Source organism: Arthrospira sp. PCC 9901, assembly GCF_059013425.1.
Map to the genome: position 1 here is coordinate 4,784,144 of NZ_CP102296.1, position 25,153 is coordinate 4,809,296.

Genomic DNA, 25,153 nt, shown 5'->3' on the forward strand with positions numbered 1-25,153 from the left:
CACACTCAACTAATTTAGGAGAAACCCGGATGCCAGAAAAATCCTGCCCCTGTTTTCCTGTCATTGGCGATTTCCTGAGTACAGGTATAGGGAGAGTCCCCAGGAGGGTGGAAAGATGAAATCAGTAAATCTATCCCTGCTTAATGAACAGCATCAGCTACCACGGCTATTGATGAAACAATTTGAGAGTTATTTTGATCTGCAAGAAATTAACACCACCCGGAAGGTGAATGCGGCGGTGGTGAATGTCAGTGGTCGTCAGCGGATGCTTTCCCAGAGAACAGCTTTTTTTAGCCTCAAGTTAGTTACTACTTCTGACCCAGCCGAAAGGGAGGTGATTCGGGAAACTTTGATTAAAGATATTGCTCTGATGGAGCGATCGCATAAAGGCTTACTCTACGGTGATAGTGAGATGAATTTATTAACATCTCCTTCGGCTATAGTGCGATCGATGTATTTCCGAGAGCCGCTAAATTTAGATAAACGCATCCGCGAGTATATTTTAGCAGTCAGAACTTTAGCCACAACTGCGGACTCTGACTTAACACCGAGCCATCCTCACCTTGACTATATTACCAATACTGCCCCCAATGAATTGCTATCTATTCTTGATGCTGTAGTAGCGCAATATCAACGGGAAAGTGAAATCGAACAACTAGATCTTGAACAGACCCAAATTCAACTTTATCAACAAGCCTGTTCCACCGCCGCGATCGCTCAAGCTCAAGCACAGCAATTAGAGCAAACTTTAGAGGAACTTAAACACACCCAAACACAGCTTTTTCAATCGGAAAAAATGGCATCATTGGGGCAGATGATGGCTAGTTTAGCCCACGAAATCAATAACCCAGTTAACTCGATATTTCATAATTTAGCCCATGTGGAAAACTATAGCAAAGACCTACTAGAACTCACTCAGCTTTATCAAGATATTTATTCCCCGACCGATCCGCGCCTTCAAGAATACATAGATTCCATAGATTTAGAGTTTTTAGAGACGGACTTTTTGACAGTTATATCTAGCCTAAAAATGGGTTCAGAGCGACTCTTTCAAATTGTGCGATCGCTGCGTAACTTCTCCCGCAAAGACAGCGACCAAATGCTAAAAGTCAATCTGGAAGAAGGCTTAGAGGGAACCTTACTCATCTTAAAAAACCGCTTACAAGCCACACCATCACGTCCGCCGATTCAAGTAATTCGAGACTATGGGAAACTACCGTCAATCCTCTGCTACCCAGGTCAACTTAATCAGGTGTTTATGAATTTGATCAGCAATGCCATTGATGCTTTAGATGAAGTAGGGGACTGGACACACAAACCCCAACAGTCTCAGCCGTTAATTACAATTAAAACCCAGGCTAATTCAGAAGATATCACGATCATGGTTGCAGATAATGCTAAAGGCATCAACCTAACCAACAAAAACCAAATTTTCGAGCAATTTTTTACCACCAAAGAAATCGGTAAAGGTACGGGTTTAGGGCTATATATCAGTCGTGAAATTATCGTCTCCCGCCACTGTGGGGAAATTTGGTGCGAGTCAGAAATTGGCAAAGGAACTAAGTTTTGGCTCAAACTTCCCTTAAACCCACAATGTCCTGATTTTGTATCTAATTCCCTAATCTCAACAGTCAAATAGTTAAGAATTAATTAGTTATGTTAACTTTTGTAAAGAAATCCCTCCCTACCCGCGATTGGGTTTCGGGAGGGTTGCTTTTGTGGCCGACCTATGGTATTATTTAAATAATGGTATTGTTTTAATTTTTTTTATTAATGCAAATAGAGAAATTATCAAGTAGACATTATGTGGATAATATACCATCAGTCCACGGGACTTGTCAACCCCGGTTTTGAGCAAGGGGTCTGATGGGAATAACCTGTGCTTCACTGCTTTCGCGGGCTACCCGAATCAATAAAGCAGATATTGCTAAACTAGCAATCATGGAACTTCCGCCATAACTAAATAAGGGTAAAGGCAAACCAGTAGTTGGTAGTACCCCAGTAGCTACCCCAATATTCAGCAAAGACTGTCCCACCATGACGACCATAGTCCCGATCGCTACCAGTTGATGTTCAATATTATCGGCTTTAAGAGCGACTCTGAGGGCGATCGTCCCATAAGCGACTAGCAGCAACAAAAGCAGCACCCCACCAACAAAGCCAAACTCTTCGGCATAAACGGCAAAAATAAAATCGCTATACTGAATCGGCAGATAAAATAACTTTTGTTGGGACAATCCCAAACCAGTGCCCCAAAGACCGCCAGAACCGACAGCTAGTAGACTCTGAATTAATTGGTAGCCATCATTAACGGGATCAGCCCAGGGATTCATAAAGGAGAGAACCCGCTTCCTTTGGTATTCTCGTAGGCTAATACTAATAGTAGCCAAGATTAACCCACCAACAGCAGTACCGCCCAAATACAAAAAAGGAAGTCCGGCGGCGAGGGCGATTAACCATAATGTCATACCACAAAGAGCAGTGGTGCTGAGGTTGGGTTGGGCTAAAATGAGCAACAAAATTAGCAGAAAAATCCCTAACCAGGTTAGTCGCGATCGCCAACTTAACCGATCCCAACGGGGAAAAAACCGCGCCGCTTGTAGTATCAGAAATGGCTTCATTAATTCCGAAGGCTGAATGAGAATTGGGCCTAGTGACAGCCATCGAGTCGCCCCGTTGATAGTAGTTCCCAAACCGGGGACTATAGTAAGAAACAATAACCCCATCACCGCGAATAATCCCCACTGAGCAGTCCGTAAAGCGACCCGCACAGGGGTATTAACAATCACGTTAAATCCTACCATCCCCACCAACATCCATGTTACCTGGCGTTTGAAGTAGTACAAACCATCCCCATGTTCAGTATAAGCACTGGGGTAGGAAGCAGAAAACATCGCCACGAGACCGACAAATAGCCACAAAAAGGTTAACCAGCGCAGCAGGCGAGCTTCTGTTGCCCAATTCTGGGCAGTAGGATCGAAAAAGGGAATGAGATGGCGTAAGCGCATTCAGGATAAATTTAGATCAGCAGGGGATTTGGGCTATTGTAGCTTAGATCAAATCCGGTTGAGTGGCAATTTACCCTAATAGGCGGTTGATTTTTCTGGGTTCACCAATTGCAGAAAACTAGCCCGACACCAATCAATATCCTGCTCCACCTGAAAAGTTACATAATCGACACCGTATGCACTCCAGTAGTTAACGACCTTACCCACCCTCTCTGTGCTGCTATTGATGCGTTGCACCAGAGAACCGGGGGGAAACTTTTGGGCTACTGGGTGCTCCTGCCAATGTTTAAGATATTTAATCCTCTCCTGTTCAGCTTCAGGGAGTAACTTCCAGGCTTCACGTTTCCAATGGGAATAGTTTTGGGTGAGTGCCTCAACTTCACGCCAGGTTGTCGCCGATCGCAGATATTCTGCCAATTGAGCGGCTGTCTGGACTTCAAACTTTAATAGAGGTTGGGCACTCATGATGTTTAGAAGCTAACCCTAGGTTTAGCGAGTTTAGAGGATATGGGGATTTTTAGCCCCCACATTTAGTATACTCCCATTACCGGATTCTGAAAAGCGATCGCCAGATAAAAACTCAAAAACCCCTATCTCAGGAGATTAATCGTCCCAAAAATCTGCCGGAAGCAAGGGAGGTGGTGGCGCAGGGGGAGCGGCACAATTAACAGATTGATCAATAATGCACACGACCGGACCGAGAGTTGTTCCCTGTAACAAAGCACCAGACAAGTTTGTATTAGACAGTTGGGCACGATTGATATTAGTATCATTCAAGGCCGCACCCACCAGACTGGCACCAGTGAGATCGGCATCAGAAAAATTAGCACCCCGCAGATCTGCTCCCAGCAAATTAGCCCCGGTCAGATTAGCACGTTCCAGATTAGCCCTAAATAAAAAAGCCCTTTGGAGATTGCTATTCATCAAATCGGACTCTTCCAGATAAGCCTGACCGAGGTTAGCCTGAAATAGATTAGCATCCCTAAGATCAGCCCGCCGCAAGTCTACACGACCCAGCATAGCCTGACCGAGATCGGCTTCACGCAAATCAGCCCTTTGTAGGTTCGCATGGTGAAGATTAGCCTTAAACAAATTACTAGCAGCTAAACTCGCACCCCCCAAGTCGGCATTATACAGATTAGCCTCTTGCAGATTAGCACTGCGTAAATCTGCTTGTCGGAGGATAGCGCCGCCCAGATCGGCTTGAAAAAGATTAGCCCCAGAAAGTTGAGCGGCTGACAAGTCGGCTCCCCGCAGATCACAGCCAGGACATTGATTGGTAGTTAGAAGCCTCTGTAAGTCATCAGAGTCAGCGGCGCGCGCACCAGTGATCAATCCCAATGGCGCGATCATCATGATTACAGCCTGAATCTTGAGTCTCATTAAATTCTCCTGATCCGAAACGGTATAAAATTACTTCAGTGTGGACATCATTGGCCGCATTTTGTGATTTATTTTTAATTCGGTTGGGAATCAGAGTAACATAATTGCCCTAGGACCAAATAAAATTATGGTGGTAGTACCCTGATCGGCAAACTCATGGCTGCCCAATGCGGTGATGAATGGGTAACTGTGTGAAAAGATTGGGTGACAGATTTATCCCCATTCATGGCGGATCAAGGCTTTATAGTCCTTGGAGCCGAGGCTGTCAAGAGAGGGGTCTAACAACTCCTGTATGATTTTTCGTGTTAATATGCAACTCGGTTAGATTCCTAAGCAGTCAGATTTAAGAGATGTACATGATGTCCAATGGCAAGTCTCTCTTGTACTGATCACCCTAGATAGGCCATTAGGCTGTTCAAAAGGATTTAACCTGGAATTCTCTTATAGCTGCCTAAGTGTGAAATCCAAACGCATGAGTCCGACTACGGGGTTTTTATGGGGATGTGTGTTTACCTTAATGGTAGCCATGCTACTCCTATTCGCATGGTTATTTTTGAGTAACCAATCGTCTTTAGGAAAGGATGAACCATCACCCCCAAGTTTCCCATCTGGAATTCTCCCGCCACCGCCTAATGTGTCGGAGTCAACATTAGGGACGTTTCCCAATGGGCAGATTCCGATCCCCACCTTTCCTTTACCTCCCCCACCTAGTTCCTCTGATTCCTCAAGTTCTGGGTCTCATGTACTTCGAGAATGGGAAAGACAACAAACGACTAATCAACAAATCACTACTCAACTGGAACGACATCGGGTTCAGATTGACCAACTAACGAGTCAACTGGAGCGACATCGGGTTCAAATTGAAACTCTTACGACTCAGCTTGAACAGCAGCGAATGCAAAATGAACGCCTGACGATGCAACTGCAAGAACAGGAGCGTCGGGTTAGTAATTTGACCCTGGATCAAAACCGCTTGTCTCAAGGCAATTCTGGCTCCAATGGATTGCCAACTGCTATGCTATGGTTTCTGGTGGGGGTGATTCTGGCTGTGGTCTTGGGTGGTAGTATTTTGGCGATCGCTTTAGTGGTGATGGCGGGTCAATCTAATCGTCGGTCTGAGTTGAAACGTTATTCAATTCAACCTATTGATATCTGGCCTTATCGGATTGAGGAAGAACCTGCTGACTTTTTGCCCCCGAATATGCGATCGCGTCGTTCCCGTTAAATCTGCCCCTAGCTGGCGGGGTAGGATAACTGGATCGCGAATAGCGAGTATCTTCTGCTGCTGCTCTCTAGGTGCTTTTGCCCTATTCCTCAATTTGCCAAATATCGGTCATCTGATTTTCATCGACAATCCGTTTTGGGCGCAAAATCAGAATCACCCTGCCTAGCAGAGGCGTTTCTGGTTTGTCCTCAAACCATTGCAATTCTAGTTGACCCTCAATCTCCACTAGAAAATAACTGTCTGCTTGCCATGTTCTACCTGCGCGATCAATGAGTGCAACTACTTCCTCAACCTGACCAGGGAGAGGAGTAGGAAGCTGATCGCTTTGACATAAAATCACCACCGGGTCTTCAGCATTTCGGACTACCTGCCAACCTGGTAAAGCCAGCCAAGCACCTTCTCCATTAAATTTGATGATTCCAAAAGGTTCGATCGCCTCACACAGGGGAACAGCTTGCCAATCCTCCTTGTTGAGGGGAAACCTCCCCGCCACAGGTACAATACAAGGAAGTTCCTCAGACTCCTCTAAACGATACATTGGCAGGCGAGGGGCCGTTTTGGGAGATGAAACCGTAAAATCAGTTAAAAGCTGTTCTAGCTGGCTTCTAGCCGCCGTAGATTTGACAAATTTTAGACCCTTAGCAATCAGGCGCGATCGCTCCTGGATATCCTTTTGTTGGCGAGCCAATTTGGCGAAATAATAGGCTACCATATCCCCCGCATCGGTAGAAAATCCTTCCGGCATACCCCCGCTCAGGGAAAAATCTTTCAGCGCCCTAGCGATATTTCGGGCTTCATCGGCATCTAAATTGTACTCGAGAATCAACCCGGCCGCCGCCACCCGCAGGGGTTGGGTGAGGATGCGAAGTTCATAAAGGATATCGCTGCCTTTTTGCCAAAAATGCGATCGCACATTCTCGGAGGCTTCCCCCTTAACCATGGAGTGGTAAACCTGAGAAGCCACAATTACCTGATTTTGTTGCACAGGTTCAAAACCAGTATCCTCAAAAATCTCCTGGGAATTTTTACCGCACTTTTGCAGAGTAGCACAGGCCTGACCCCACTCAACCCAACTCCCTTCTTTGCGTCTAAGTTGCTTAATCAAGGCTTGTTGGTCTACATTACTTTCGACCACTGGGGGTGTAAATTTCGGATTCGGGGATGTTTCAGTCATATTCGCAATTAGTATTATAGACAATCAGGGACTTAATCCCCACGACTAGCTGATACATTTACGCGACATTTATCCGGCTATTGCCCGACAATGCGACGATAGCACTATTACCCGTTAAGGTAACAGAGGCGGTATCCCGCAAAGCTTTTAGAAAGATTCCAAAAGCACCGTTCCAGTCCCTGGGTAGAGTGAACCCGCACTCTGGACATCGGAACACTTTTGAGCCACCTAGCTGGGAATGCACATGACCACAGTGAGTACAGGTTTTGCTGGTGTATTCTTCCGTCACATCTACAACTGTGGTTCCAGTTATCTCGGCTTGATGTCTCAGGGTTAGTTTGAATCGATAATGCGCCCATGTCAGCATGGCGCGGGCAGTCTTGGATTTGATTTTCCGCTTCACCTTGGCAACCATATCGGAAGTCTCGAAGGTCGGCAGAAAAATTATGCTGTAGTTGTGAGTCAAGTAGTGAGCAATTTGTTTGTGGGCTTCATCAACTAGATTGCGGATTTTGGTTCTCATTCGTTGAGCCGCTTGCCTCATCCGTCGCCTTCTTGAACGACAGGGTTCCTTGGCGATTCGGCTCATCAAATCATCCAAATGTTGACATAGCCTAGTAATGCGTCCAATATCCCCGGAGCCCAATTCCAGAAACCGAGAGCCATCAAACCCAGTTATGAAAGTTCGCACACCCGGGTCTAATGCAATTACGCCATTCGCTTCAGTTGGGGTAACGGCAACTGGTTCAGGGAAAATCGCCAACCATCGACCTTTGGTAAACACCAACTGAGTCCCTTGCCCGCAAGTTTTAGGGATAGCTTCGGAAACCATGAAAGTTAATCCTTTCGTTAGTCTTGGATACCAACTCCCTGAAGAGAAATTAGCATCGTTAAACTTGATGGCTTGAGAACTATCCCGACAGCTCCTAAACCTTGCGCCAGGACTGGCTGAAAAGGCGAGATAGGCATCAAAGATAGCATTCTGCCGAATATGGCAGGGTGTTTCTTTGACCCATTCGGGTAAGTCACTCTGCATCACTTCCCCAGCGTAACTTTAACTTGCTTAGTCGTTTACCACTCCTAGATAATGCAATTGCTTGGTTGTAGCAATACCGACAAGCAGCCAGCCATTTACGCCAGACTTGATTTAGCTCCGGGCTGGGGTAAATCCGGATCTTCTTTGACCTGAGTTTTGTATTTACTCCGTCGGTATAATCGGGAACTGAAGCAGTGGAGGATGGCGAGGATGTCCTCAACCATTTCTGGTTCTGGACTGAGACTTGTCTCGTTGAGAACCATGAGTGAGCACCTGTTTTGCTCACAGAGCCATCGAAACAAGTCAAATCCCCATATTGCCAATCGGTCTGGGTGGGCAACGACAACCATGCGGACATCTCCTGACAAGACTTGTCCCAGTAAGGCCAGCATTTTCTTTCCCTTGAAGTTGAGCCCGCCTCGGATTTCTGAGACGACTTCTGCTTCGGGGTAGAGGTTGGACAGTGCGGCCACCTGTCGGTTGAGGTCGGACTGCTGGGCGCGGCTACTAACTCTGGCATAGATAACGACTTGGCGTTTGTCACTGCCTGAATTGGCAGCAGAATATGACTCAACGTTGTATCGTCGTTGCCCAGCGGGGGTTCTGATGGTGTCGATTGAGCCATTGTCGTCCCATCTGCGGAGTGTTCTTTCATGGACTCGAAGGATTTTGGCCGCTTCCTTGGGTTTGACATATCTGGCAATAGGTTTATCCTCAACCCTTCTCGCTTATTATACCGTATTGCCCTAAAATATTAACCTAATTCGAGATTAAATCATGCTCCCCACCATGGTCAAGGGTAGCCCTTGGGGTTCAAAGTGCTTTTTTTCGCAGGAATAGCAGTAGGGATTCGGCGATTTCTTGGGGCCAATGGTCTTGGGGATAATGTCCAGCCTTATCTAGTTTAACCAATACTGCCCCAGGAATCTTCTCGACCAAACTTTCAGCCATAGACAGATCTAGCCAAGGGTCAGCAGTCCCCCAGACAATCTCTGTGGGATGATCCCATTTGGGGAAGCCGGAGACAATTTCTTCCATAGCCTCCTTTAATTGTAGATTCTTAATGGTTGCCATGAGCGCCCGCCCGGTAGAGGAAGACTTGAGAAACGGACGGCGATAGACATCGAGATCTTTATCTTCAATCACATAACGGCTGCCTCCCTCCAGAGTGCGATCGACTAATAACGGGTCTTGAGTCATCATATCCCCGACAAAAGGCAATGACATCTGTTTGATTTTCCAGGGTAATTTTGCCTCGGTAGAGACAGGGGTATTTAATACTAACAGCCGTTCAATTTGTTCTGGGTGTCGCAGGGCATACTGTAAGCCCACGGAACCTAAGAAACCTTGAACAACCAAATAAAACTTAGTTAATTTGAGGGTAGTTAAAAACTCTTCTAATGCTTGAATATACGCATCTGGAGTATAGGGGAAATCTCGTTTTTCGGGTTTCTCGGAAAATCCAGAACCTAGCCAGTCGGGTGCGATCGCTCGGTATCCCTTCTCGCCTACTTCCTCCATAATTACACTCCAACTGTAACTTTGAGAAATTAACCCATGTAAAAATAAGATAGGCGGTTTATCTGTCACTTCCCGGTTAATTTCCCGATAAAACCAGTCGAATTTTCCCGCTTTAATTGTTTCCGTTGCGATCGCCACTTTTAAAAAATTGATAAATTTGATTAATTTGCAGTGAGAAAGCCGGAGGCAGAATCCACAATTAACAACTATTAATTATCAATTATTTACCCTACCCCCGGACTTTCAACGTTGAAGCCAATGGACAGCCAGAATTAGAAATTCATCTCAGCCGCTTGGACTTTTTCCACTTGTTTTTTCTTGAGAACTAACAGAATCTGAGTTAGCATCACCAGGGCAAAAAATGCCAGCAGACCTTGAATCCGAGTCGAACTTTGGAGTACGATTTCAGTATCATCTTGACCAAAGCCACCCACATTAGGATTATTGGTTAATGAATCACCAGCCGCCACAGGTTGACCCTCAGAAACAATCAACTCAGGACCAGGAGGCACAGTTTCCACCACCGAATCACCCTCAGCAGTCGTGATAGTTACCTGGTAGCCAACATATTCTTCCTGAGTAATTTGGGTGATAGTTCCACCCACAGAGGCTTTATAAACCGTGTTATTGCTGGCATTACCGGCCGGGTAAAGTTGACCGCGACCCCGGTTTCCGCCAGCGTAGACGGCATATTTACCAAAGTGGATAGACTTATCAGTAGCTGGATCTGGAGACAGAACCGGGAAGACAATTTCTTGGTATTGATCGCCAGGAATTGGACCAACGATCACCACATTTTCTTGATCAGCACTGTAGGGTTGGAAGTAAAGACCACCGACTTCTTCGGCGATCTCTTCAGGAATGCGATCGGCGGGAGCAATTTTAAAGCCTTCTGGAAGCATCAACACCGCTCCCACATTCAGAGCGCCTTTGCTACCATCACCCAACACCTGCTGTACATTAGTATCATAGGGGATTTTCACCACAGCCTTAAACACCGTATCAGGTAAGACAGACTGGGGAACCTCTACTTCTGTAGGTTTAGCAGCCAAGTGGCAGTTAGCACAAACAATACGGCCTGTAGCTTCTCTGGGAGTTTCTGGGGCAGTTTCCTGAGCCCAGAAAGGATAAGCCGCAGCACTCTGGGGTAATACCAAATCCCCCGCTAGGAACAGCCCTGCGGTTGCCACTGCAACTAATAACACCCGCAAAGTTGCCCCAATACCACGACGCAGAATTGCGAATCGGTCAGTGTTTGACATCGGAATGTTCTATCTCTCTCAAAATGTAAATTATCATTAGATCACAGATTGGGGATAGATCTTATTACCATCCCCCCTCTGAGTCTCAATTAAGCCCACCAGGGAGCTTCATTGGTGCGGAAATCGGTTTCAGTCCAGGGAATGAAACTTACTTTGTCGTCCACAACTTCGGTGTGAACCAGCGCCAAGGACAGGGGAGCCGGACCACGCACTACCTTACCAGTAGCATCATACTGGGAACCGTGGCAGGGACAGATAAATTTATTCTCGCTGCTGTTCCAGGGAACCACACAACCCAGGTGAGTACATACCGCATTCAGGCCATATTCAGCCAGGTTGCCATCATTTTCAATTACTAGGTAGGTAGGATCACCTTTGAGACCTTGAGCCAAGACGCGATCGCCTACATTATGAGTAGCCACAAATTGGCTGGCTACCACATCATTACCCAAAGCATCTTTGGCGATCACACCGCCACCTGCTCCCCCAGTTGAAGGAGGAATAAAATATTTGACGAAGGGATACAGCGCACCTAGGGCCACCCCGGTTGCTGAACCAAAGGTCAGCAGATTCATAAATTGGCGACGTCCCATACTCGGAACATCAGAGTTAGCAGAAATTTGAGTCATGATCGACGCAGTTTGTCTGTGTTATGTTACTTTATCTTTACAAAGGCGGGGTCAAATTTAATCTGTAGGGACTATGGTTGTTTCCCAGTCCTTACAGACCCTTGGAGCCTGCAACGCAGGAAAACCATTTCATCTACCCCTACAGGACTGACATCCATTCATTAAAGCATTATTAAGGCATTATTACATTTTTTAAGGGGCTGTTTTGACACTCCCCGCTCTAAAGAGACGGGGATTCTTGGTTCGCGCTACTCACCATTAGACCGCAGGTTCGCACCAACAGCCCAAGAGGGCCAATCTCCCCAAGCGTAAGTTCCGGCGTGCCCCGCCGTAGCTAGTCCGCGTTTTAGGATATTCACTGCCGCATTAACATCGCGCGCGGCTAGATATCCACAGTGCGAACAAATATGTGTTCTTTCTGATAGGGTTTTCTTCACCACTTGACCGCAGTTTGAGCATTCTTGGCTGGTATAGTGAGCTGGCACAGCTACCGTGACCTTGCCATATTTAACGCCAAAATACTCTAGCCAACCGCGAAAAGTAGACCAACCCGCATCATAAATAGATTTAGCTAGTTTTCGATTTCTTACCAGCCCTTTTACATTCAAATCTTCATAGGCGACCAAATCGTTAGATTGGATAACGGAATACGCCAATCTCTTGCAATATTCTTTTCGCTGCCTACTTACTCTTAAATGCTTACGAGCATATCTATTTCTAGCTTTGTGATAGTTGTTAGATTGCTTGTTTTTGGCTTTTTTGCGAGCTGGACTGTACTTTTTAGACTTCTTTCGATTGGCTCTCTTTAACTGCTTTTCAGCTTGGCGGTAGAACTTAGGAGATGGTTCAACATTGCCTTTATTGTCAGCAATAAATTATCTAATTCCTAAGTCTAAACTTACTATTTTATGAGTGGGTTCAGTCTCTATCCTGACATTGACAGCGATCGCAAATTGAGCATAGTATCCGTCAGCCCGGCGGACTAATCGGACTCGTTTAATTGGCTTTATATCGTAGTAGTTGAGGTCCCAGGTTCCCTTTAATTTCAGAGTTCCGATACCTTTTTTGTCAGAAAAGGTAATAGCTTTTCTGGTTTCCGAAAGTTTCCATCCGCTAGTTTTATATTCAACTGAGCGAGCATTTTTCTTGAACTTAGGAAATCCCTTTTTCCCCTTAACTTTTTTCTGACAGTTATCGTAGAAGCGAGAAATAGCCAACCAAGCGCGTTCAGCCGCTGATTGTCTAGCCATCGAGTTCAATTCATTAGCCCAAGGAAACTCAGCCGCTAAGACAGCACAATATTTATTAAGGTCATATTTTCCCACCCTCTTATTGTCCATCCAATAGCGCCAACATTTGTTTTGGATGAACTGAGATGTGCGAATAGCCTCGTCTATAGCTTGGTACTGAGATGGTTTGGCTTTTATTTTGAACTCGTATACAATCATTGCCCAACTTAACAAGGTTATGCTATTATGGCATATCAATGAAAAGATAGCAATAGTAGGTAAGCGAATTTATTCGCCTTTGCCGCTACATCCGCCCTTTAAATAGAGTCGGCCAAAGCGGCTATCGAGTATTTCCAGATCATGCAACTTTTCACATTCCCACGACAAACGGCGCGAGGATTCTCAGTTCTTTCTCAGTCCATGCAAGAGGTGCTTATGACGGGCCAGGACTTACGACAACTTCTGTTAAACAAGTGGGGAGTCTCCTATGATATCCAAATGCGGCGGACGCGGGGCAAAATTTTTGTCCAAGTTATGTGGAAGTACCTAGAACAGGCTTCTTTTCATCTGGGTGAGGCTGAGTATCTCGATCACCTCAATGCGATCGCTGATTATCTCACCAGTTTGGGAGGATCAGAACAGGTTACCAATTATATCCTGAACACTCGCGATCGCCCCCGGCTAGGAAAAGCCGTCAGTATTCCCATTGACTTGGGGGGTAGGGCTTCCGAATGGATGGTCTAGTCCGAGTCCTCCGTTACCAGTGGAATAGTAATCGTGAACCTAGCCCCTGAGTCGATTTGGGAGGTACAGGTTAACTTACCTCCGTGTTTTTCCTCGATAATATGGCGAGAGATAGCTAACCCAATACCTGTACCCTTACCAATAGATTTAGTCGTAAATAGATAATCAAAAATTTTCTCTTGCACTTGTGCAGTCATGCCAATTCCATTATCCTCAATCCCAATCACCGCTGATGTGCCATCTTCTCCCAGTTCAGTGGTAATTTTGATCCAGTGGGGGTCTTTCTCTAACTCCTCATAGCTGGAACCCTCACTAGCATACTCGATCGCATCAATACCATTAGTGATCAAATTCATGAATACCTGATTCATCTGGCTGGGGTAGCATTTAACTAGCGGAAGATCCCCATATTCTTTAATCACCATGATCGCAGGTCGATCGGGATTCGCTTTTAACCGATGCTGTAAAATTAGCAAAGTGCTTTCAATGCCTTGATGCAGGTCGAACAATACCACATTATTCTCATCGGAGCGTGAGAAAGTCCTCAGACTTTGGCTAATATTGCGGATGCGTTCTGTCCCCACTCGCATGGAAGCGATCAGTTGCGGTAGATCCTCCATCAGATATTCAAGATCGATATCCTCCGCGTGATGTTCAAGATCCGGCGGTGGGTCCGGGAACATCTGCTGGTACATTTGCAAGTGTTTCAGCAAGTCGAACACATAAATACTCGCATGGCTCAAATTCGCTTCGATAAAACCAATCGGATTATTGATTTCATGGGCTACCCCAGCCACCAGTTGACCCAAGGTAGACATTTTTTCACTCTGAACCAGTTGTAGTTGAAATTTTCGCAGGTTATCTAGAGCCTGGGTTAGTTCGCGGGTGCGTTCCGCTACTCTTTGTTCTAGTTGGAAGTTGCGATCGGCTAGTTGTTGGGTTAGGTAACGGATCTTTAAATGTACATTAACACGGGCCAGCACTTCTTCGGGCTGAAACGGTTTGGTAATATAGTCCACTGCTCCTAGGGATAAGCCTTTCACCTTATCGGCCGTATCGTCTAGGGCTGTCATCAGAATTACTGGGATATTACAGGTTGAAGGGTTCTGTTTCAGACGGCGACAGGTTTCAAAGCCGTCCATCTTAGGCATGACGATATCCAGCAGAATTAGATCCGGTTGGATCGCTTCCGCTTGGGCGATCGCTTCAATGCCATTGGTGGCGATCGCTATTTTACAACCCACATTGGCGATCGTATCCGCAATCAAACTCAGATTTGAGCGGTTATCCTCGACAATTAAAATTGTGTCATCGGTCGAATCAGTCATGGGATGGGGGGGTGAGGGTAGTTGGCCAGATTGCTTAATTACCTGATGGCGATACCTATCTAATTTCATATACTTCCTCAATTGTAGCTTAAAGCCGGGGTTTCCTTTCGGGCTCCTTGAGGCGATCGCTACTCTACCCATCATAAATCAGCCTCAAATAAATGAGACAACAACCTCTACTGTGTGGTAATATAGTAACTACACCTTTGCTATAACTTATTCAACTCACCTAACTTAATCATGACAAAATCTTCCGTCAAAGCATCACAATTCCGGCTTGAATCCAATTCTGGGGAGTGCGGAGTCTCTAAACTTCCACCCGAGGCATTGACTCTTATGGCTGACTTTTTTAAGGTTCTTTCCGAAGTCAGTCGCCTCCAGATTGTTTGCTGCTTAAAAACTGGTGCCAAAAATGTTACTCAAATTATTGAAGCCACTGGTTTAGGACAAGCTAACGTTTCCAAACACTTAAAAATGCTTGCTCAAGCTGGTATTGTCACTCGCCGGCAACAGGGGGTTAATGTTTATTATGAAATTGCTAATCCTTTCTTATTCGAGTTGTGTGAGTTAGTCTGTGATTCCCTATCGGTTCAGATAAATCAGCAAAACCAACAGTTTGAAAAGCTCCGGGTTCTTCAAGAAGCATTCTAGCTTCCTAATTAATCACCCGGCACTGTCCCTAATTCCCTAGGTCAGTGTCGGGATTTACTAAGTATTGACAAGTTAGCCTAAGATTTGATTCCCGCTAACATATCCGCCTCAAACGGTTTCCCTTTTAACATCCGATTCCAATACAGCCAAGGCAAAGCATAGCGCTTAACTAACCACATACTATAACGTTCTTCCGTCGGGTCGAATGGAAAACTAGATTTCGGAACACCATCATAATCAAACTCTGCCATAATTGTCCGCCCATAACCTGTTACCAACGGACAGCAAGCATACCCGCCATATTTTCCCCCTAGTTGTTGAGCAGCCATCACCGCTAACAAATTCTCCACTAATGCGGGTGCTTGTCGCCGAATAGCAGCCGCCGTTTTAGAATTGGGAAGAGACGAAGCATCCCCTAAGCTAAAAACATTCGGATAAACATTATGTTGCAGCGTGTATTTGTCTACATCTACCCAACCTTTCGTGGGTCCCTCTTTCACCGCTAAAGGACTGTTTTTAATAAAATCAGGGGCACTCATTGGCGGCGTGACATGAATCATATCATATTTAATCCTGATTTCCTCTACTCCCGCCTCCGTGGTTTTTTCAAAAACTGCTTCCTGGCTTTGGGGAATAATCGCTTTCAGATTGTGCTTATATTTGACATCAATATTTCGGCGTTCCACAATCTTTTCTAAGGATTCACAGTAACCTGTTATCCCAAAAATTTTGGCTCCCGGAGTGCCATAAATCACATTCGACTTATTCCTAACTCCATTTTTGATGAAAGTATCATCCGCCAAATACATGATTTTTTGAGGCGCTCCCGCACACTTAATAGGAGTAGCCGGAAAGGTGAAAATAGCATTCCCACCTGGAAAATTCTTGATCACTTCCCAGGTATACGGTGCATAATCTTTAGAATAGTTGCTAGTTACGCCATTTTTCCCGATCGCATCTGTTAATCCTTCTACTTTATCCCAGTCTATTTGAATCCCTGGACAAACTATCAGATAATCATAGTGGAGCGCTCGTCCATCTTGGAGAATTACTAGATTTTCCTCTGGTTCAAAGGTTTTTGCTGCTGCTTTCACCCAGGTAGCACCCGCCGGAATACAGTCTTTTTCCTCCCGGATAGTATCTTCAAGACGATAAGCACCACCACCTACTAAAGTCCAAGCTGGTTGATAGTAGTGTTTATCTGAGGGTTCAATAATAGCTATATCTAGGCTACTATCCTGTTGTAAAATTTGGGCTGCCACAGTTATACCAGCCGCTCCCCCACCCACGACCACAATGGTATGATGGAGAGAATCTCTGATAGGTTTCGATGTGGGAATTTCCGAATTCGTCATAAGGTATTTTTACTCCTGTGACTTGAACTTTCCGAATTTTCGGCTGATTGATGAACACTAATCATCAACCGGGATTTTGATGTATGCTAGTTCCATAATAACAAGGATTTAATCATTATTGAACTATCCATAACCAAAATGGTTGCAGCTAGAGTATTTATACATATCATTAAACACAGTTGCGCCACCATTATCATTATTAGTTGTAACGGGAAAACTGATATATACATAGCCATTGACATATTTTACCATAAATGTTATAATCCCGTCAACCTTTCCCATAAATTGACGGCGATATTTAGGGATATTTCATATCTTTAGTAATCCGAGAAATATCGGCTACAATCCCATCAAAAAAACCTCAAATTAATCCTATGGTTGCTCACCATCTCATTGAAACCATCAAACAAGATTATCAAAACTTTCCCGATAATCAAACCTATAGTATTTATGCAGAAAACGTTTATTTTAAAGACCCTGTTAATGAATTTTCGGGATGCGATCGCTATCAAAAAATGATCAACTTCATGGCTACCTGGTTTCAGGATATCCAATTAGACTTACATGATATTTCGGAATCTGGGGACACCATCGAGACCCAATGGACTCTCAGTTGGACCGTATCTGTACTGCCCTGGGCTCCGCGACTATCCATCCCCGGTTACAGCCACCTACACATCAACCCAGAAGGCTTAATTGACCGCCACATAGACTACTGGAACTGTTCCCGCCTCGCCGTAGTCAAACAGCTTTTTCAACAAAACAGCCCTAAACGTTAGAATAATGTAAACATATCTTAAGCGGGACTCAAAACTATATGCGCGTGATTTTAATGACCGGAAAAGGAGGCGTTGGTAAAACCTCCGTTGCCGCGGCCACAGGCTTACGGTGTGCCGAACTAGGCTATAAAACCTTGGTATTAAGTACAGACCCAGCCCACTCCCTAGCAGATAGTTTTGATGAACCCCTCGGCCATGAACCCCGCCAGGTGAAACCCAACCTATGGGGCGCAGAACTAGACGCACTGATGGAATTAGAGGGAAACTGGGGGGCTGTCAAACGCTATATCACTCAAGTTCTGCAAGCGCGGGGACTTGATGGCGTTCAAGCCGAGGAATTGGCTATCCTTCCCGGAATGGACGAAATTTTCGGCTTGGTGCGAATGAAGCGGCACTATGACGAGGGGGAATTTGAGGTTCTCATCATTGACTCAGCGCCCACAGGGACGGCTCTGCGCCTATTAAGTTTGCCGGAGGTAGGTGGGTGGTATATGAGAAAATTTTATAAACCGTTACAAGGGATGTCAGCCGCTCTGCGTCCTTTAGTGGAACCCATCTTTAAACCTATTGCTGGTTTTTCGCTCCCGGACAAAGAAGTAATGGATGCACCCTATGAATTTTACGAGCAAATCGAAGCCTTAGAAAAGGTATTAACTGATAATCAGAAAACCTCAGTGCGTCTGGTAACTAACCCAGAAAAAATGGTAATTAAAGAATCCTTGCGCGCCCATGCTTATCTGAGTTTGTACAATGTAGCCACGGATTTAGTGATTGCGAATCGGATTATCCCCGACTCAGTAACCGATCCATTTTTCCAACGCTGGAAGGAGAACCAACAGCAATATCGCCAGGAAATCCATGATAATTTCCGCCCTCTTCCTGTCAAAGAAGTAGAACTATTTACTAAGGAAATGTGCGGTTTTGAAGCATTAGAGCAACTGAAGGATATCCTGTATAAAGATGAAGATCCGACTCAGGTTTATTATCAGGAAAATACTATGCGGGTTATCCAAGATAAAGAACACTATAGTTTGGAGTTATACTTACCGGGAATTCCCAAGGAACAGATACAGTTAAACAAGACGGGTGATGAGTTAAATATCCGTATTGGTAACCACCGCCGCAATTTAGTTTTACCCCAGGCTTTAGCGGCTTTGCAGCCTTCTGGGGCGAAAATGGAGGAAGATTATTTGAAAATTCGATTTGCTGAGGTGGCGAAGATTTCCTAAAACTTCTCAATTCCGGGTTCAGTGATTAAGGTAGCTGAATCCGGTTTGTGAGTGTAGTTTAGTATTGGACTTGATTTCGTACGGCAGCTTTAGCACGATATAGGGCTTGGTCAGCCTTTTTAATCAAATAGTTAGGTGGAATTTTGGGGGTTGGTATAATAGTGGCAATTCCCAGACTCAATGTGACATAATCGGAAGCCTGGGAAGTGGGATGCTCAATTTTTAATGACTGAACACTTTGGCGGATTTTATTGGCGATATCTAGGGCTAGATTTTCAGGGTTATCAGGAAGAATGATAGCAAATTCTTCGCCTCCATATCGGGCGACAAAACCAGAGGCGCGGTTAATTGAAGCGGCTAAGGTTTGGGCAACTTTTCTCAGACAATCATCCCCCAATGTGTGACCATAGAAATCATTAAAATTTTTAAAGTAATCAATATCGGTCATAATCAAGGTGAGGGGACTTTGATGCGGTTCAGCGCGTTTCCATTCCTTTTCTAGGATACTATCAAACTGACGACGGTTGGGAATTTATGTCAATCCATCGATCGCCGCTAGACGTTCCAACAGTTTTTGCTTTCGCTGTAAATTCAGGTGAGTTTTAACCCGTGCTAATACTTCTCTCTGTCCCACAGGTTTAGTAATATAATCCACGCCACCAACATCAAACCCTTTAACCTTATTATCCTCATCATTTAAGGCAGTCATAAACAAGATAGGAATGCCTTGTTTAGATGGATCTGACTTGAAACGGCGACAAGTTTTAAAGCCATCAATATTCTCGTTTTTTCATATCTAAAACCTGTGCCAATATATGGAAAAGTTTAGTTAAATATTCCTCAGCAATGCCGACTCCGGTATCGGCAACTTCAAAATAAATTCGGGACTCTAAATTATCAATTTTCCTGGCATCATCGAGGCGTTTAACCCGCTATATGACACTGCCTTTATTGGTAAATTTAACTGTATTTATCAAGAGATTAAGAAGAAATTTTCGGAGTCTTTTATCATCGACTTATACCTGACTAGGAAAGTTAGGGTCGATTTCCAAAGCCAACTTTAGATCCTTTTTCCTGGCAGCGATCGCAATTATTCCCGCCACACTATCTATCAATTCATGCAAATTAACAGGATGGGCATCTAATGGAGCTTTTCCGGCTTCAATTTTTGCCAGATATAGGATATCATTAGATGGAATGTGGGGATTATCCATAATCTGTTCAGGATAGAAAGCGGTAATCCCATTAATCCCCCCCCAAATCAACTCACCCGTCCGGCTTTTATAGCTGCTATTTCTCATGGAAAACGAATCGCTTTGTAGTCCATCATGAACATTATAGGAGCGAAATTGTTGAGTTTGGGGGTCGAATTGAATCAGCCCGCTGCTGGGACTTAGACACAGCTTCCCACCACGGTGATCGGCGGTGATATCTTCTTCTAAAATATTAAAGATAATCTGTTCGACCTGATAATGGGTAAACTGCTTTTTCTCCAAGTCCAATGTACCCAAGCCTTGACCTGTACCCAGCCAAAACTGACCCTGGCTGTCTTCATACATGGAATAGACGGAGATCACCTGATTTCCGCCTTGGATTTCCAAGTTGTTGGGACCGTTTAGATAATGGGTAAAGGTTTCCGTCTCCGGGTCAAAGAGATCCAGTCCGGAGGCTGTAGCGACCCAGACTCGCCCTAAAAGTTCTTGATGAAAGGCATTCACTTCATAGTTACTGCTTTATGGGTTTTTAAGCTCCTACTTGGATTGTATCTTATGTTTTAGGGGCTGTCTTGACGTTAATTTCCAATTCGCGATCGCGCAGCCTACCACAGGAACCCCAACCCCCCCAATGCTTTCACAATTACACCGTAGGGGCGGGTTCTGCAGTCAGCCATGTCAAACACCAGCCCACTTGATAAACCCGCCCACCGGGTTCTGCAGTCAGCCATGTCAAACACCAGCCCACTTGATAAACCCGCCCACCGGGTTCTGCAGTCAGCCATGTCAAACACCAGCCCACTTGACGGGCCCGCCCACCGGGTTCTGCAGTCAGCCATGTCAAACACCAGCCCACTTGACGGGCCCGCACTACTACTGGCGCGATCGCTCTCGAATTTGCTGATCCGCCCATCTGTCTCTACAAGCCGGGGGCGGGTTAAAAAAGCTACCCTCTGGGAACACAAAACTGCTCCTCGGGGGCGGGTTAACAAAGCTACCCTCTGGGAACACAAAACTGCTCCTCGGGGGCGGGTTAACAAAGCTACCCTCTGGGAACACAAAACTGCTCCTCGGGGGCGGGTTAACAAAGCTACCCTCTGGGAACACAAAACTGCTCCTCGGGGGCGGGTTAACAAAGCTACCCTCTGGGAACACAAAACTGCTCCTCGGGGGCGGGTTAACAAAGCTACCCTCTGGGAACACAAAACTGATCGCACAACCCGCCCCTACCACCCGGGGGCGGGTTAAAAAAGCTGCCCTCTGGGAACCGAAAACTGATGGCAGAACCCGCCCCTACCACCCGGGGGCGGGTTAAAAAAGCTACCCTGTGGGAACCGAAAACTGATGGCAGAACCCGCCCCTACCACCCGGGGGCGGGTTAAAAAAGCTACCCTCTGGGAACCGAAAACTGATGGCAGAACCCGCCCCTACCACCCGGGGGCGGGTTAAAAAAGCTACCCTGTGGGAACACAAAACTGATGGCAGAACCCGCCCCTACCCGTCGGGGGTGAATAGCCTAGGCGGTTAATTTATCAATTAGCCTAGCCTCTGGTGATTGTTGGGATCACAGTCGCCGTAATAAGTGTATAATAGGCACTTAGTCTCACTCATCCTAAACTATGCTGTTAAAGTCTACAACCCGTCACATTCACATTTTGACTGCGGAACTTCAGGATAACGAAATCATTCCCAGTGAAGAAAAATTGACCATTGACATTGACCCAGATAATGAATTTAACTGGAACGATGAAGCCCTGCAACAAGTCTACCGAAAGTTTGATGAGTTAGTCGCCGCATCGGAAGGGGAAGATTTGACAGAATATAATCTCCGTCGCATTGGATCAGATTTAGAGCATTTTGTGCGATCGCTTTTGCAATCCGGTCAAATCTCCTATAATCTCGGTACTAGGGCAGTAAACTATAGTATGGGACTGCCACGAGTAGAAACCCCATCCTAAAATTAATCAAATCCCGGTCCTATGATAACTATACTGGGAGATAATAAGCGCTACAATAGTTCACACCAGCCAGTCACTCAGCGCAAATAACTGTAGGGTGCGTCACATCCCGACAATTTTCGGAAAACACGAAAAGATTACATTTCGTGACGCACGCGCCCCTTCTTCACCACTCTATGTGTTGTTGTTCCAATGCTTGGCTGCTGTCTGTGTCGTAACCCTCGATTGTATTGGTATGAAACGAGACACTCTGGTCTGGTATCCAAATATTCCCTGAACCCAATTTGGTGGCTACTCCAGATGTGAGAACCCTCTATGCAAAATGATATGCGAAAATACTATCTATGGGCGCTCGTTACGGGCTTTGAGGATATGCCCGCTGGAACTTTGATTGCCGATCGCTATCTCAGTCAGGGCGGTCGTATTTTTGTGGACACTCAACCCGAACAACTTCCGCAAACTCCCGGAAATGATATTACCGCCGAGGAGATTTCCTGTTACCTGAAACTGTTTTCTGAGCGACTCCACATTCCCCAGGTCTATGGGTGGATACCTGCAGCCAAAAGTCCCCTAAAAAAAGATATATGGCTGTTAGAAGGATGCCCCATTGAACCTAAGTCAGGGGAACTTCGACCATTACTATCCCAAGTCTGGGAAGAAGCATCAGCCATGCGTCAATTAAACTGGTTATGGCAGATAGCTACATTGTGGTATCCCTTGAGTTGTCAGGGGGTCGCTTCCAGTCTACTTGATTTTGACCTGCTGCGGGTAGAAGGGCCTCTGGTCAGATTATTGGAATTACGCTACCAAGCTAAAGCCGCAGGACTATCTCAACTGGGGTCAGTTTGGCAATCCTTAATTCCTACAGCAGATCGCCGGATTCAGAAATTTTTGGAACAACTTACCCAACAACTGATAGCCGGGGAAATTAGAAAGTCGATGCGCTTGGCCAGTCAACTAGACCAAGCCTTAGTCATTTGTGGACGGTCTTTAGAAAGACAAGTGGATATTGTCACCGTCACAGATGCAGGTCCTACGCGATCGCATAATGAAGATGCCTGCTATCCTGACGGTGAAACTACCTCTGGTATTGATGAAAACTCTATGGCTTTGGCTATTGTCTGCGATGGTATTGGCGGACAAGAAGGCGGCGAGGTGGCTTCTGGTTTGGCTATTGACATTGTACGGGAACAAATGGAAAAAATTCCCCTACATCCCGCCCATTGGGACCCCCTTTCCTTGACTAATCGGTTGAAGCGAGCCATTAGTATTGCTAACGATGCCATTAGCGATCGCAATGATACCGAAGACCGCCAGGGTCGTCAACGCATGGGAACTACTATAGTCATGGCTTTGGCTCATGTTCATGAAATATATTTAACCCATATTGGAGACTCCCGCGCCTACTGGATTACATCTGACGGTTGCTACCAGGTTACCCTTGATGATGATGTCGCCTCCCGAGAAGTTAGACTAGGCTATACCATCTATCGTGAAGCATTACAGCAAGTATCATCGGGAGCCTTAATTCAAGCCCTCGGAATTACCCACTCTCTCAATTTACATCCTACCATCCAGAGATTTCCCGTTGACTCCGATTGTATCTTTGTCCTATGTTCCGATGGATTGAGCGATCGCGATCGGGTAGAACAATATTGGGAGAGCGAAATCTTACCAGTTTTGCAGGGTCAAACTACCCTCCAATCAGTACGCGATCGCCTCTTGAAAATTGCCAACACCCAAAACGGCCATGATAACGTTACCATCGCCCTACTGCATTTTCAAGTTTCCCCCAAGACAATTCAAGACTTACCCGAAATTTCCGTTCCTCCCGCTATTAGTCTTAATGATGACACCATAGCCGATACCTCATCAGACCTCAGCGGTTCTGACGACTCCGCTATACAAACCGAATTAATTGTAGTTGACAAAAACAAAAGCCGTTCAATTTGGTTATTATCATTAGGTATTTTAATACTTTTCGGTATTGGCGGAGCCTTAGCTTGGACACTCCTAGGCGGTCAGAAAACCCCAGAACCCGACCAGCCACCCACTAGCACCCCTCTTAACACCATACCCACTCCTCCTTCTACCTCAACCCCAACTGCTCCCTATCAGGCGGATTTGCAGCTTACATCAATCATTCAATTGAGTTCTGCTCGGACTACACAGAATAACATCCCACCAAGTCCTATTGTATTGCATCAAGACTTTGTGACGGGGGAATTGAAAGGGGAAGTGCCTAGCAATAGTGTCTTTCAGGTTCTCGAACGACAAACAACCCAAAATGACGGAACTTGGGTAGAATTAAAAATTTGTTCCCTTCCCTCATCGGATAATCTAGCTACACCAGACAATAATACCCCTTTACCGACAGAATTTGAGGACTCCGACCCTCAAGGGATTAATCAACCCCAAATAGATAACCTAGAGGAAATCACCACCCTACAGCCAGGAGACAGAGGCTGGCTCCGAGAGGATGATGTTCAAAGTCTCTGGCTGACTGATGTGACTATTCCACCGGAACAATACGGAAATTGCCAAGTTAATTCAGTCGGAACATTGGGCGATAATTAGCCAGATCTACCACCTAAGAAAGTAGGTTGCTAACTACCTTCCTAGGTGGTTTTGTCTCCCCTCATGGGGCTATGCTAACTCTACCTCTACTATTGCTAATATCCCTCACCAGACCGCGACAGCATCGTTTCGTGGATATGTTCGTCATGGTGACGGGTTTCGGCTAACAGTTCCCGCGCCTGTTCGTCCGCCATACTTTGATTAGGCTCCGAACCACCAGCGCGACGTGCGCGATCGCCTTCCTCCGCCGCCCGCGACAGCATCGTTTCGTGGATATGTTCATCATGGTGACGGGTTTCGGCTAACAGTTCCCGCCCTTGAGAGTCCGCCATACTGTGATTAGGCTCCGAACCACCAGCGCGACGTGCGCGATCGCCTTCCTCCGCCGCCCGCGACAGCATCGTTTCGTGGATATGTTCATCATGGTGACGGGTTTCGGCTAACAGTTCCCGCCCTTGAGAGTCCGCAATAATTGGGCGATCGCCTTCCTCCTCCGCTCGCGATCGCATCGTTTCGTGAAGATGCTGCTTATGGTGACGATTCTGGGCCAACAATTCCCGGGCTTGTTCTTCTAAACTCATGATTTTAAATCTCCGATTTTATGATCAAAAAATTCCCCTACTAAAATTTTGGCATAATTTTCACCAAAATGTATCTAAATTTACAGATTTTTTTCGGTAAGTATATATTTGGATGTATGATTTGCCATTAATCTGACCCTGGGGCTGAGGTTTTCGTAAACTTTTATAAACTAACTATTGAGAAAATATTTCATTTATGTTATCAATGAAATATGGGACTAGCCCAGGCAATTTTCAGCTAGGGCAGCAGTAATCAGCCCAATGTAGTGC

General features: G+C 45.7%; 27 protein-coding genes. 8 read left to right on the top strand and 19 right to left on the bottom strand.

What is annotated here, in order from left to right; genetic code table 11:
- Positions 1-115: 115 nt before the first annotated feature.
- Positions 116-1,639 carry an ATP-binding protein gene (locus NLZ44_RS21185; protein ID WP_493751065.1) on the top strand — a complete coding sequence of 508 codons (1,524 nt, stop codon included), beginning with the start codon at positions 116-118 and terminating at the stop codon, positions 1,637-1,639.
- Between the two features lie 199 nt (positions 1,640-1,838).
- Here NLZ44_RS21185 and NLZ44_RS21190 read toward each other — a convergent pair whose 3' ends face one another.
- The 3 genes from NLZ44_RS21190 to NLZ44_RS21200 form a co-directional block, all read right to left on the bottom strand.
- Positions 1,839-3,008 carry an FtsW/RodA/SpoVE family cell cycle protein gene (locus NLZ44_RS21190; RefSeq protein ID WP_493751066.1) on the bottom strand — a complete coding sequence of 390 codons (1,170 nt, stop codon included), beginning with the start codon at positions 3,006-3,008 and terminating at the stop codon, positions 1,839-1,841.
- Positions 3,009-3,083: 75 nt separating this feature from the next.
- Positions 3,084-3,473 (bottom strand): hypothetical protein, encoded by a 390-nt coding sequence (locus tag NLZ44_RS21195; RefSeq protein ID WP_493751067.1) that lies wholly within the window; start codon positions 3,471-3,473, stop codon positions 3,084-3,086.
- Between the two features lie 138 nt (positions 3,474-3,611).
- Entirely contained in the window at positions 3,612-4,391 is a 780-nt protein-coding gene (locus tag NLZ44_RS21200; RefSeq protein WP_493751068.1) for a pentapeptide repeat-containing protein, read from the bottom strand.
- Positions 4,392-4,863: 472 nt separating this feature from the next.
- Between NLZ44_RS21200 and NLZ44_RS21205 the strand changes: the two genes are divergently transcribed.
- Positions 4,864-5,616, top strand: a complete 753-nt coding sequence (locus NLZ44_RS21205; protein WP_315642007.1) for a DUF3450 domain-containing protein — start codon at positions 4,864-4,866, stop codon at positions 5,614-5,616.
- Positions 5,617-5,698: 82 nt separating this feature from the next.
- Here NLZ44_RS21205 and NLZ44_RS21210 read toward each other — a convergent pair whose 3' ends face one another.
- The 9 genes from NLZ44_RS21210 to NLZ44_RS21250 form a co-directional block, all read right to left on the bottom strand.
- Positions 5,699-6,790 (bottom strand): RuBisCO accumulation factor 1, encoded by a 1,092-nt coding sequence (locus tag NLZ44_RS21210; protein WP_493751069.1) that lies wholly within the window; start codon positions 6,788-6,790, stop codon positions 5,699-5,701.
- A 58-nt stretch (positions 6,791-6,848) separates the two neighbouring features.
- Positions 6,849-7,826: an RNA-guided endonuclease InsQ/TnpB family protein gene (locus tag NLZ44_RS21215; RefSeq protein WP_493751070.1), complete on the bottom strand. Its 978-nt coding sequence runs from the start codon at positions 7,824-7,826 to the stop codon at positions 6,849-6,851.
- Complete coding sequence (locus NLZ44_RS21220) at positions 7,816-7,965, bottom strand: helix-turn-helix domain-containing protein (protein ID WP_493752974.1); 150 nt, start codon at positions 7,963-7,965, stop codon at positions 7,816-7,818. Before NLZ44_RS21220 ends, NLZ44_RS21215 begins: the two co-directional genes overlap by 11 nt.
- On the bottom strand, positions 7,922-8,530 hold the full coding sequence (locus tag NLZ44_RS21225) for an IS607 family transposase (RefSeq protein WP_493753045.1): 609 nt from the start codon (positions 8,528-8,530) through the stop codon (positions 7,922-7,924). The genes NLZ44_RS21220 and NLZ44_RS21225 overlap by 44 nt, the downstream gene beginning before the upstream one ends.
- Positions 8,531-8,639: 109 nt before the next feature.
- Positions 8,640-9,485, bottom strand: coding sequence for an alpha/beta fold hydrolase (locus NLZ44_RS21230; protein WP_493751071.1), 846 nt, complete (start codon positions 9,483-9,485; stop codon positions 8,640-8,642).
- A 134-nt stretch (positions 9,486-9,619) separates the two neighbouring features.
- A complete protein-coding gene (gene petA / locus NLZ44_RS21235) occupies positions 9,620-10,609 on the bottom strand; it encodes a cytochrome f (RefSeq protein ID WP_493751072.1) in 990 nt (329 codons plus the stop codon).
- 89 nt (positions 10,610-10,698) lie between these two features.
- Positions 10,699-11,238 (bottom strand): cytochrome b6-f complex iron-sulfur subunit, encoded by a 540-nt coding sequence (gene petC, locus NLZ44_RS21240; protein ID WP_006616506.1) that lies wholly within the window; start codon positions 11,236-11,238, stop codon positions 10,699-10,701.
- A 248-nt stretch (positions 11,239-11,486) separates the two neighbouring features.
- Positions 11,487-12,110 (bottom strand): RNA-guided endonuclease InsQ/TnpB family protein, encoded by a 624-nt coding sequence (locus NLZ44_RS21245; protein WP_493753046.1) that lies wholly within the window; start codon positions 12,108-12,110, stop codon positions 11,487-11,489.
- Between the two features lie 3 nt (positions 12,111-12,113).
- Positions 12,114-12,686: an RNA-guided endonuclease InsQ/TnpB family protein gene (locus NLZ44_RS21250; RefSeq protein WP_493751073.1), complete on the bottom strand. Its 573-nt coding sequence runs from the start codon at positions 12,684-12,686 to the stop codon at positions 12,114-12,116.
- A 216-nt stretch (positions 12,687-12,902) separates the two neighbouring features.
- Between NLZ44_RS21250 and NLZ44_RS21255 the strand changes: the two genes are divergently transcribed.
- Positions 12,903-13,211, top strand: coding sequence for a DUF3067 family protein (locus NLZ44_RS21255; protein WP_493753047.1), 309 nt, complete (start codon positions 12,903-12,905; stop codon positions 13,209-13,211).
- Here the strand turns inward: NLZ44_RS21255 and NLZ44_RS21260 are convergent.
- Positions 13,208-14,539 carry a hybrid sensor histidine kinase/response regulator gene (locus tag NLZ44_RS21260; RefSeq protein ID WP_493753048.1) on the bottom strand — a complete coding sequence of 444 codons (1,332 nt, stop codon included), beginning with the start codon at positions 14,537-14,539 and terminating at the stop codon, positions 13,208-13,210. The genes NLZ44_RS21255 and NLZ44_RS21260 overlap by 4 nt on opposite strands.
- 240 nt (positions 14,540-14,779) lie before the next feature.
- On the opposite strand from NLZ44_RS21260, the gene NLZ44_RS21265 reads away from it, so the two are divergent.
- Positions 14,780-15,190, top strand: coding sequence for an ArsR/SmtB family transcription factor (locus NLZ44_RS21265; protein ID WP_493751074.1), 411 nt, complete (start codon positions 14,780-14,782; stop codon positions 15,188-15,190).
- Between the two features lie 77 nt (positions 15,191-15,267).
- On the opposite strand, the gene NLZ44_RS21270 is transcribed toward NLZ44_RS21265, so the two are convergent.
- Positions 15,268-16,545: an NAD(P)/FAD-dependent oxidoreductase gene (locus tag NLZ44_RS21270; protein ID WP_493751075.1), complete on the bottom strand. Its 1,278-nt coding sequence runs from the start codon at positions 16,543-16,545 to the stop codon at positions 15,268-15,270.
- A 374-nt stretch (positions 16,546-16,919) separates the two neighbouring features.
- Here NLZ44_RS21270 and NLZ44_RS21275 point away from each other — a divergent pair, with 374 nt between their 5' ends.
- Both NLZ44_RS21275 and NLZ44_RS21280 read left to right on the top strand, forming a co-directional pair.
- The gene (locus NLZ44_RS21275; protein WP_493751076.1) at positions 16,920-17,324 is read left to right on the top strand and encodes a C6orf136 family protein; all 405 of its coding nucleotides are present in this window, start codon (positions 16,920-16,922) and stop codon (positions 17,322-17,324) included.
- Positions 17,325-17,362: 38 nt separating this feature from the next.
- A complete protein-coding gene (locus tag NLZ44_RS21280) occupies positions 17,363-18,553 on the top strand; it encodes a TRC40/GET3/ArsA family transport-energizing ATPase (protein ID WP_493751077.1) in 1,191 nt (396 codons plus the stop codon).
- 58 nt (positions 18,554-18,611) lie between these two features.
- Here NLZ44_RS21280 and NLZ44_RS21285 read toward each other — a convergent pair whose 3' ends face one another.
- The 4 genes from NLZ44_RS21285 to NLZ44_RS21300 form a co-directional block, all read right to left on the bottom strand.
- Positions 18,612-19,085 (bottom strand): diguanylate cyclase, encoded by a 474-nt coding sequence (locus NLZ44_RS21285; RefSeq protein WP_493753049.1) that lies wholly within the window; start codon positions 19,083-19,085, stop codon positions 18,612-18,614.
- Positions 19,086-19,331 (bottom strand): response regulator, encoded by a 246-nt coding sequence (locus NLZ44_RS21290; RefSeq protein ID WP_493753050.1) that lies wholly within the window; start codon positions 19,329-19,331, stop codon positions 19,086-19,088. It lies immediately after the preceding gene.
- A 238-nt stretch (positions 19,332-19,569) separates the two neighbouring features.
- A complete protein-coding gene (locus NLZ44_RS21295; RefSeq protein WP_493751078.1) occupies positions 19,570-20,271 on the bottom strand; it encodes a sensor histidine kinase in 702 nt (233 codons plus the stop codon).
- Positions 20,272-20,410: 139 nt separating this feature from the next.
- Entirely contained in the window at positions 20,411-20,680 is a 270-nt protein-coding gene (locus NLZ44_RS21300) for a hypothetical protein (protein ID WP_493751079.1), read from the bottom strand.
- A 706-nt stretch (positions 20,681-21,386) separates the two neighbouring features.
- Between NLZ44_RS21300 and NLZ44_RS21305 the strand changes: the two genes are divergently transcribed.
- Positions 21,387-21,725 (top strand): NAD(P)H-quinone oxidoreductase subunit M, encoded by a 339-nt coding sequence (locus NLZ44_RS21305; protein WP_006615757.1) that lies wholly within the window; start codon positions 21,387-21,389, stop codon positions 21,723-21,725.
- Between the two features lie 315 nt (positions 21,726-22,040).
- A complete protein-coding gene (locus tag NLZ44_RS21310) occupies positions 22,041-24,302 on the top strand; it encodes a PP2C family protein-serine/threonine phosphatase (RefSeq protein WP_493751080.1) in 2,262 nt (753 codons plus the stop codon).
- A 95-nt stretch (positions 24,303-24,397) separates the two neighbouring features.
- Here NLZ44_RS21310 and NLZ44_RS21315 read toward each other — a convergent pair whose 3' ends face one another.
- Positions 24,398-24,883 carry a hypothetical protein gene (locus NLZ44_RS21315; protein WP_493751081.1) on the bottom strand — a complete coding sequence of 162 codons (486 nt, stop codon included), beginning with the start codon at positions 24,881-24,883 and terminating at the stop codon, positions 24,398-24,400.
- Positions 24,884-25,153 lie beyond the last annotated feature (270 nt).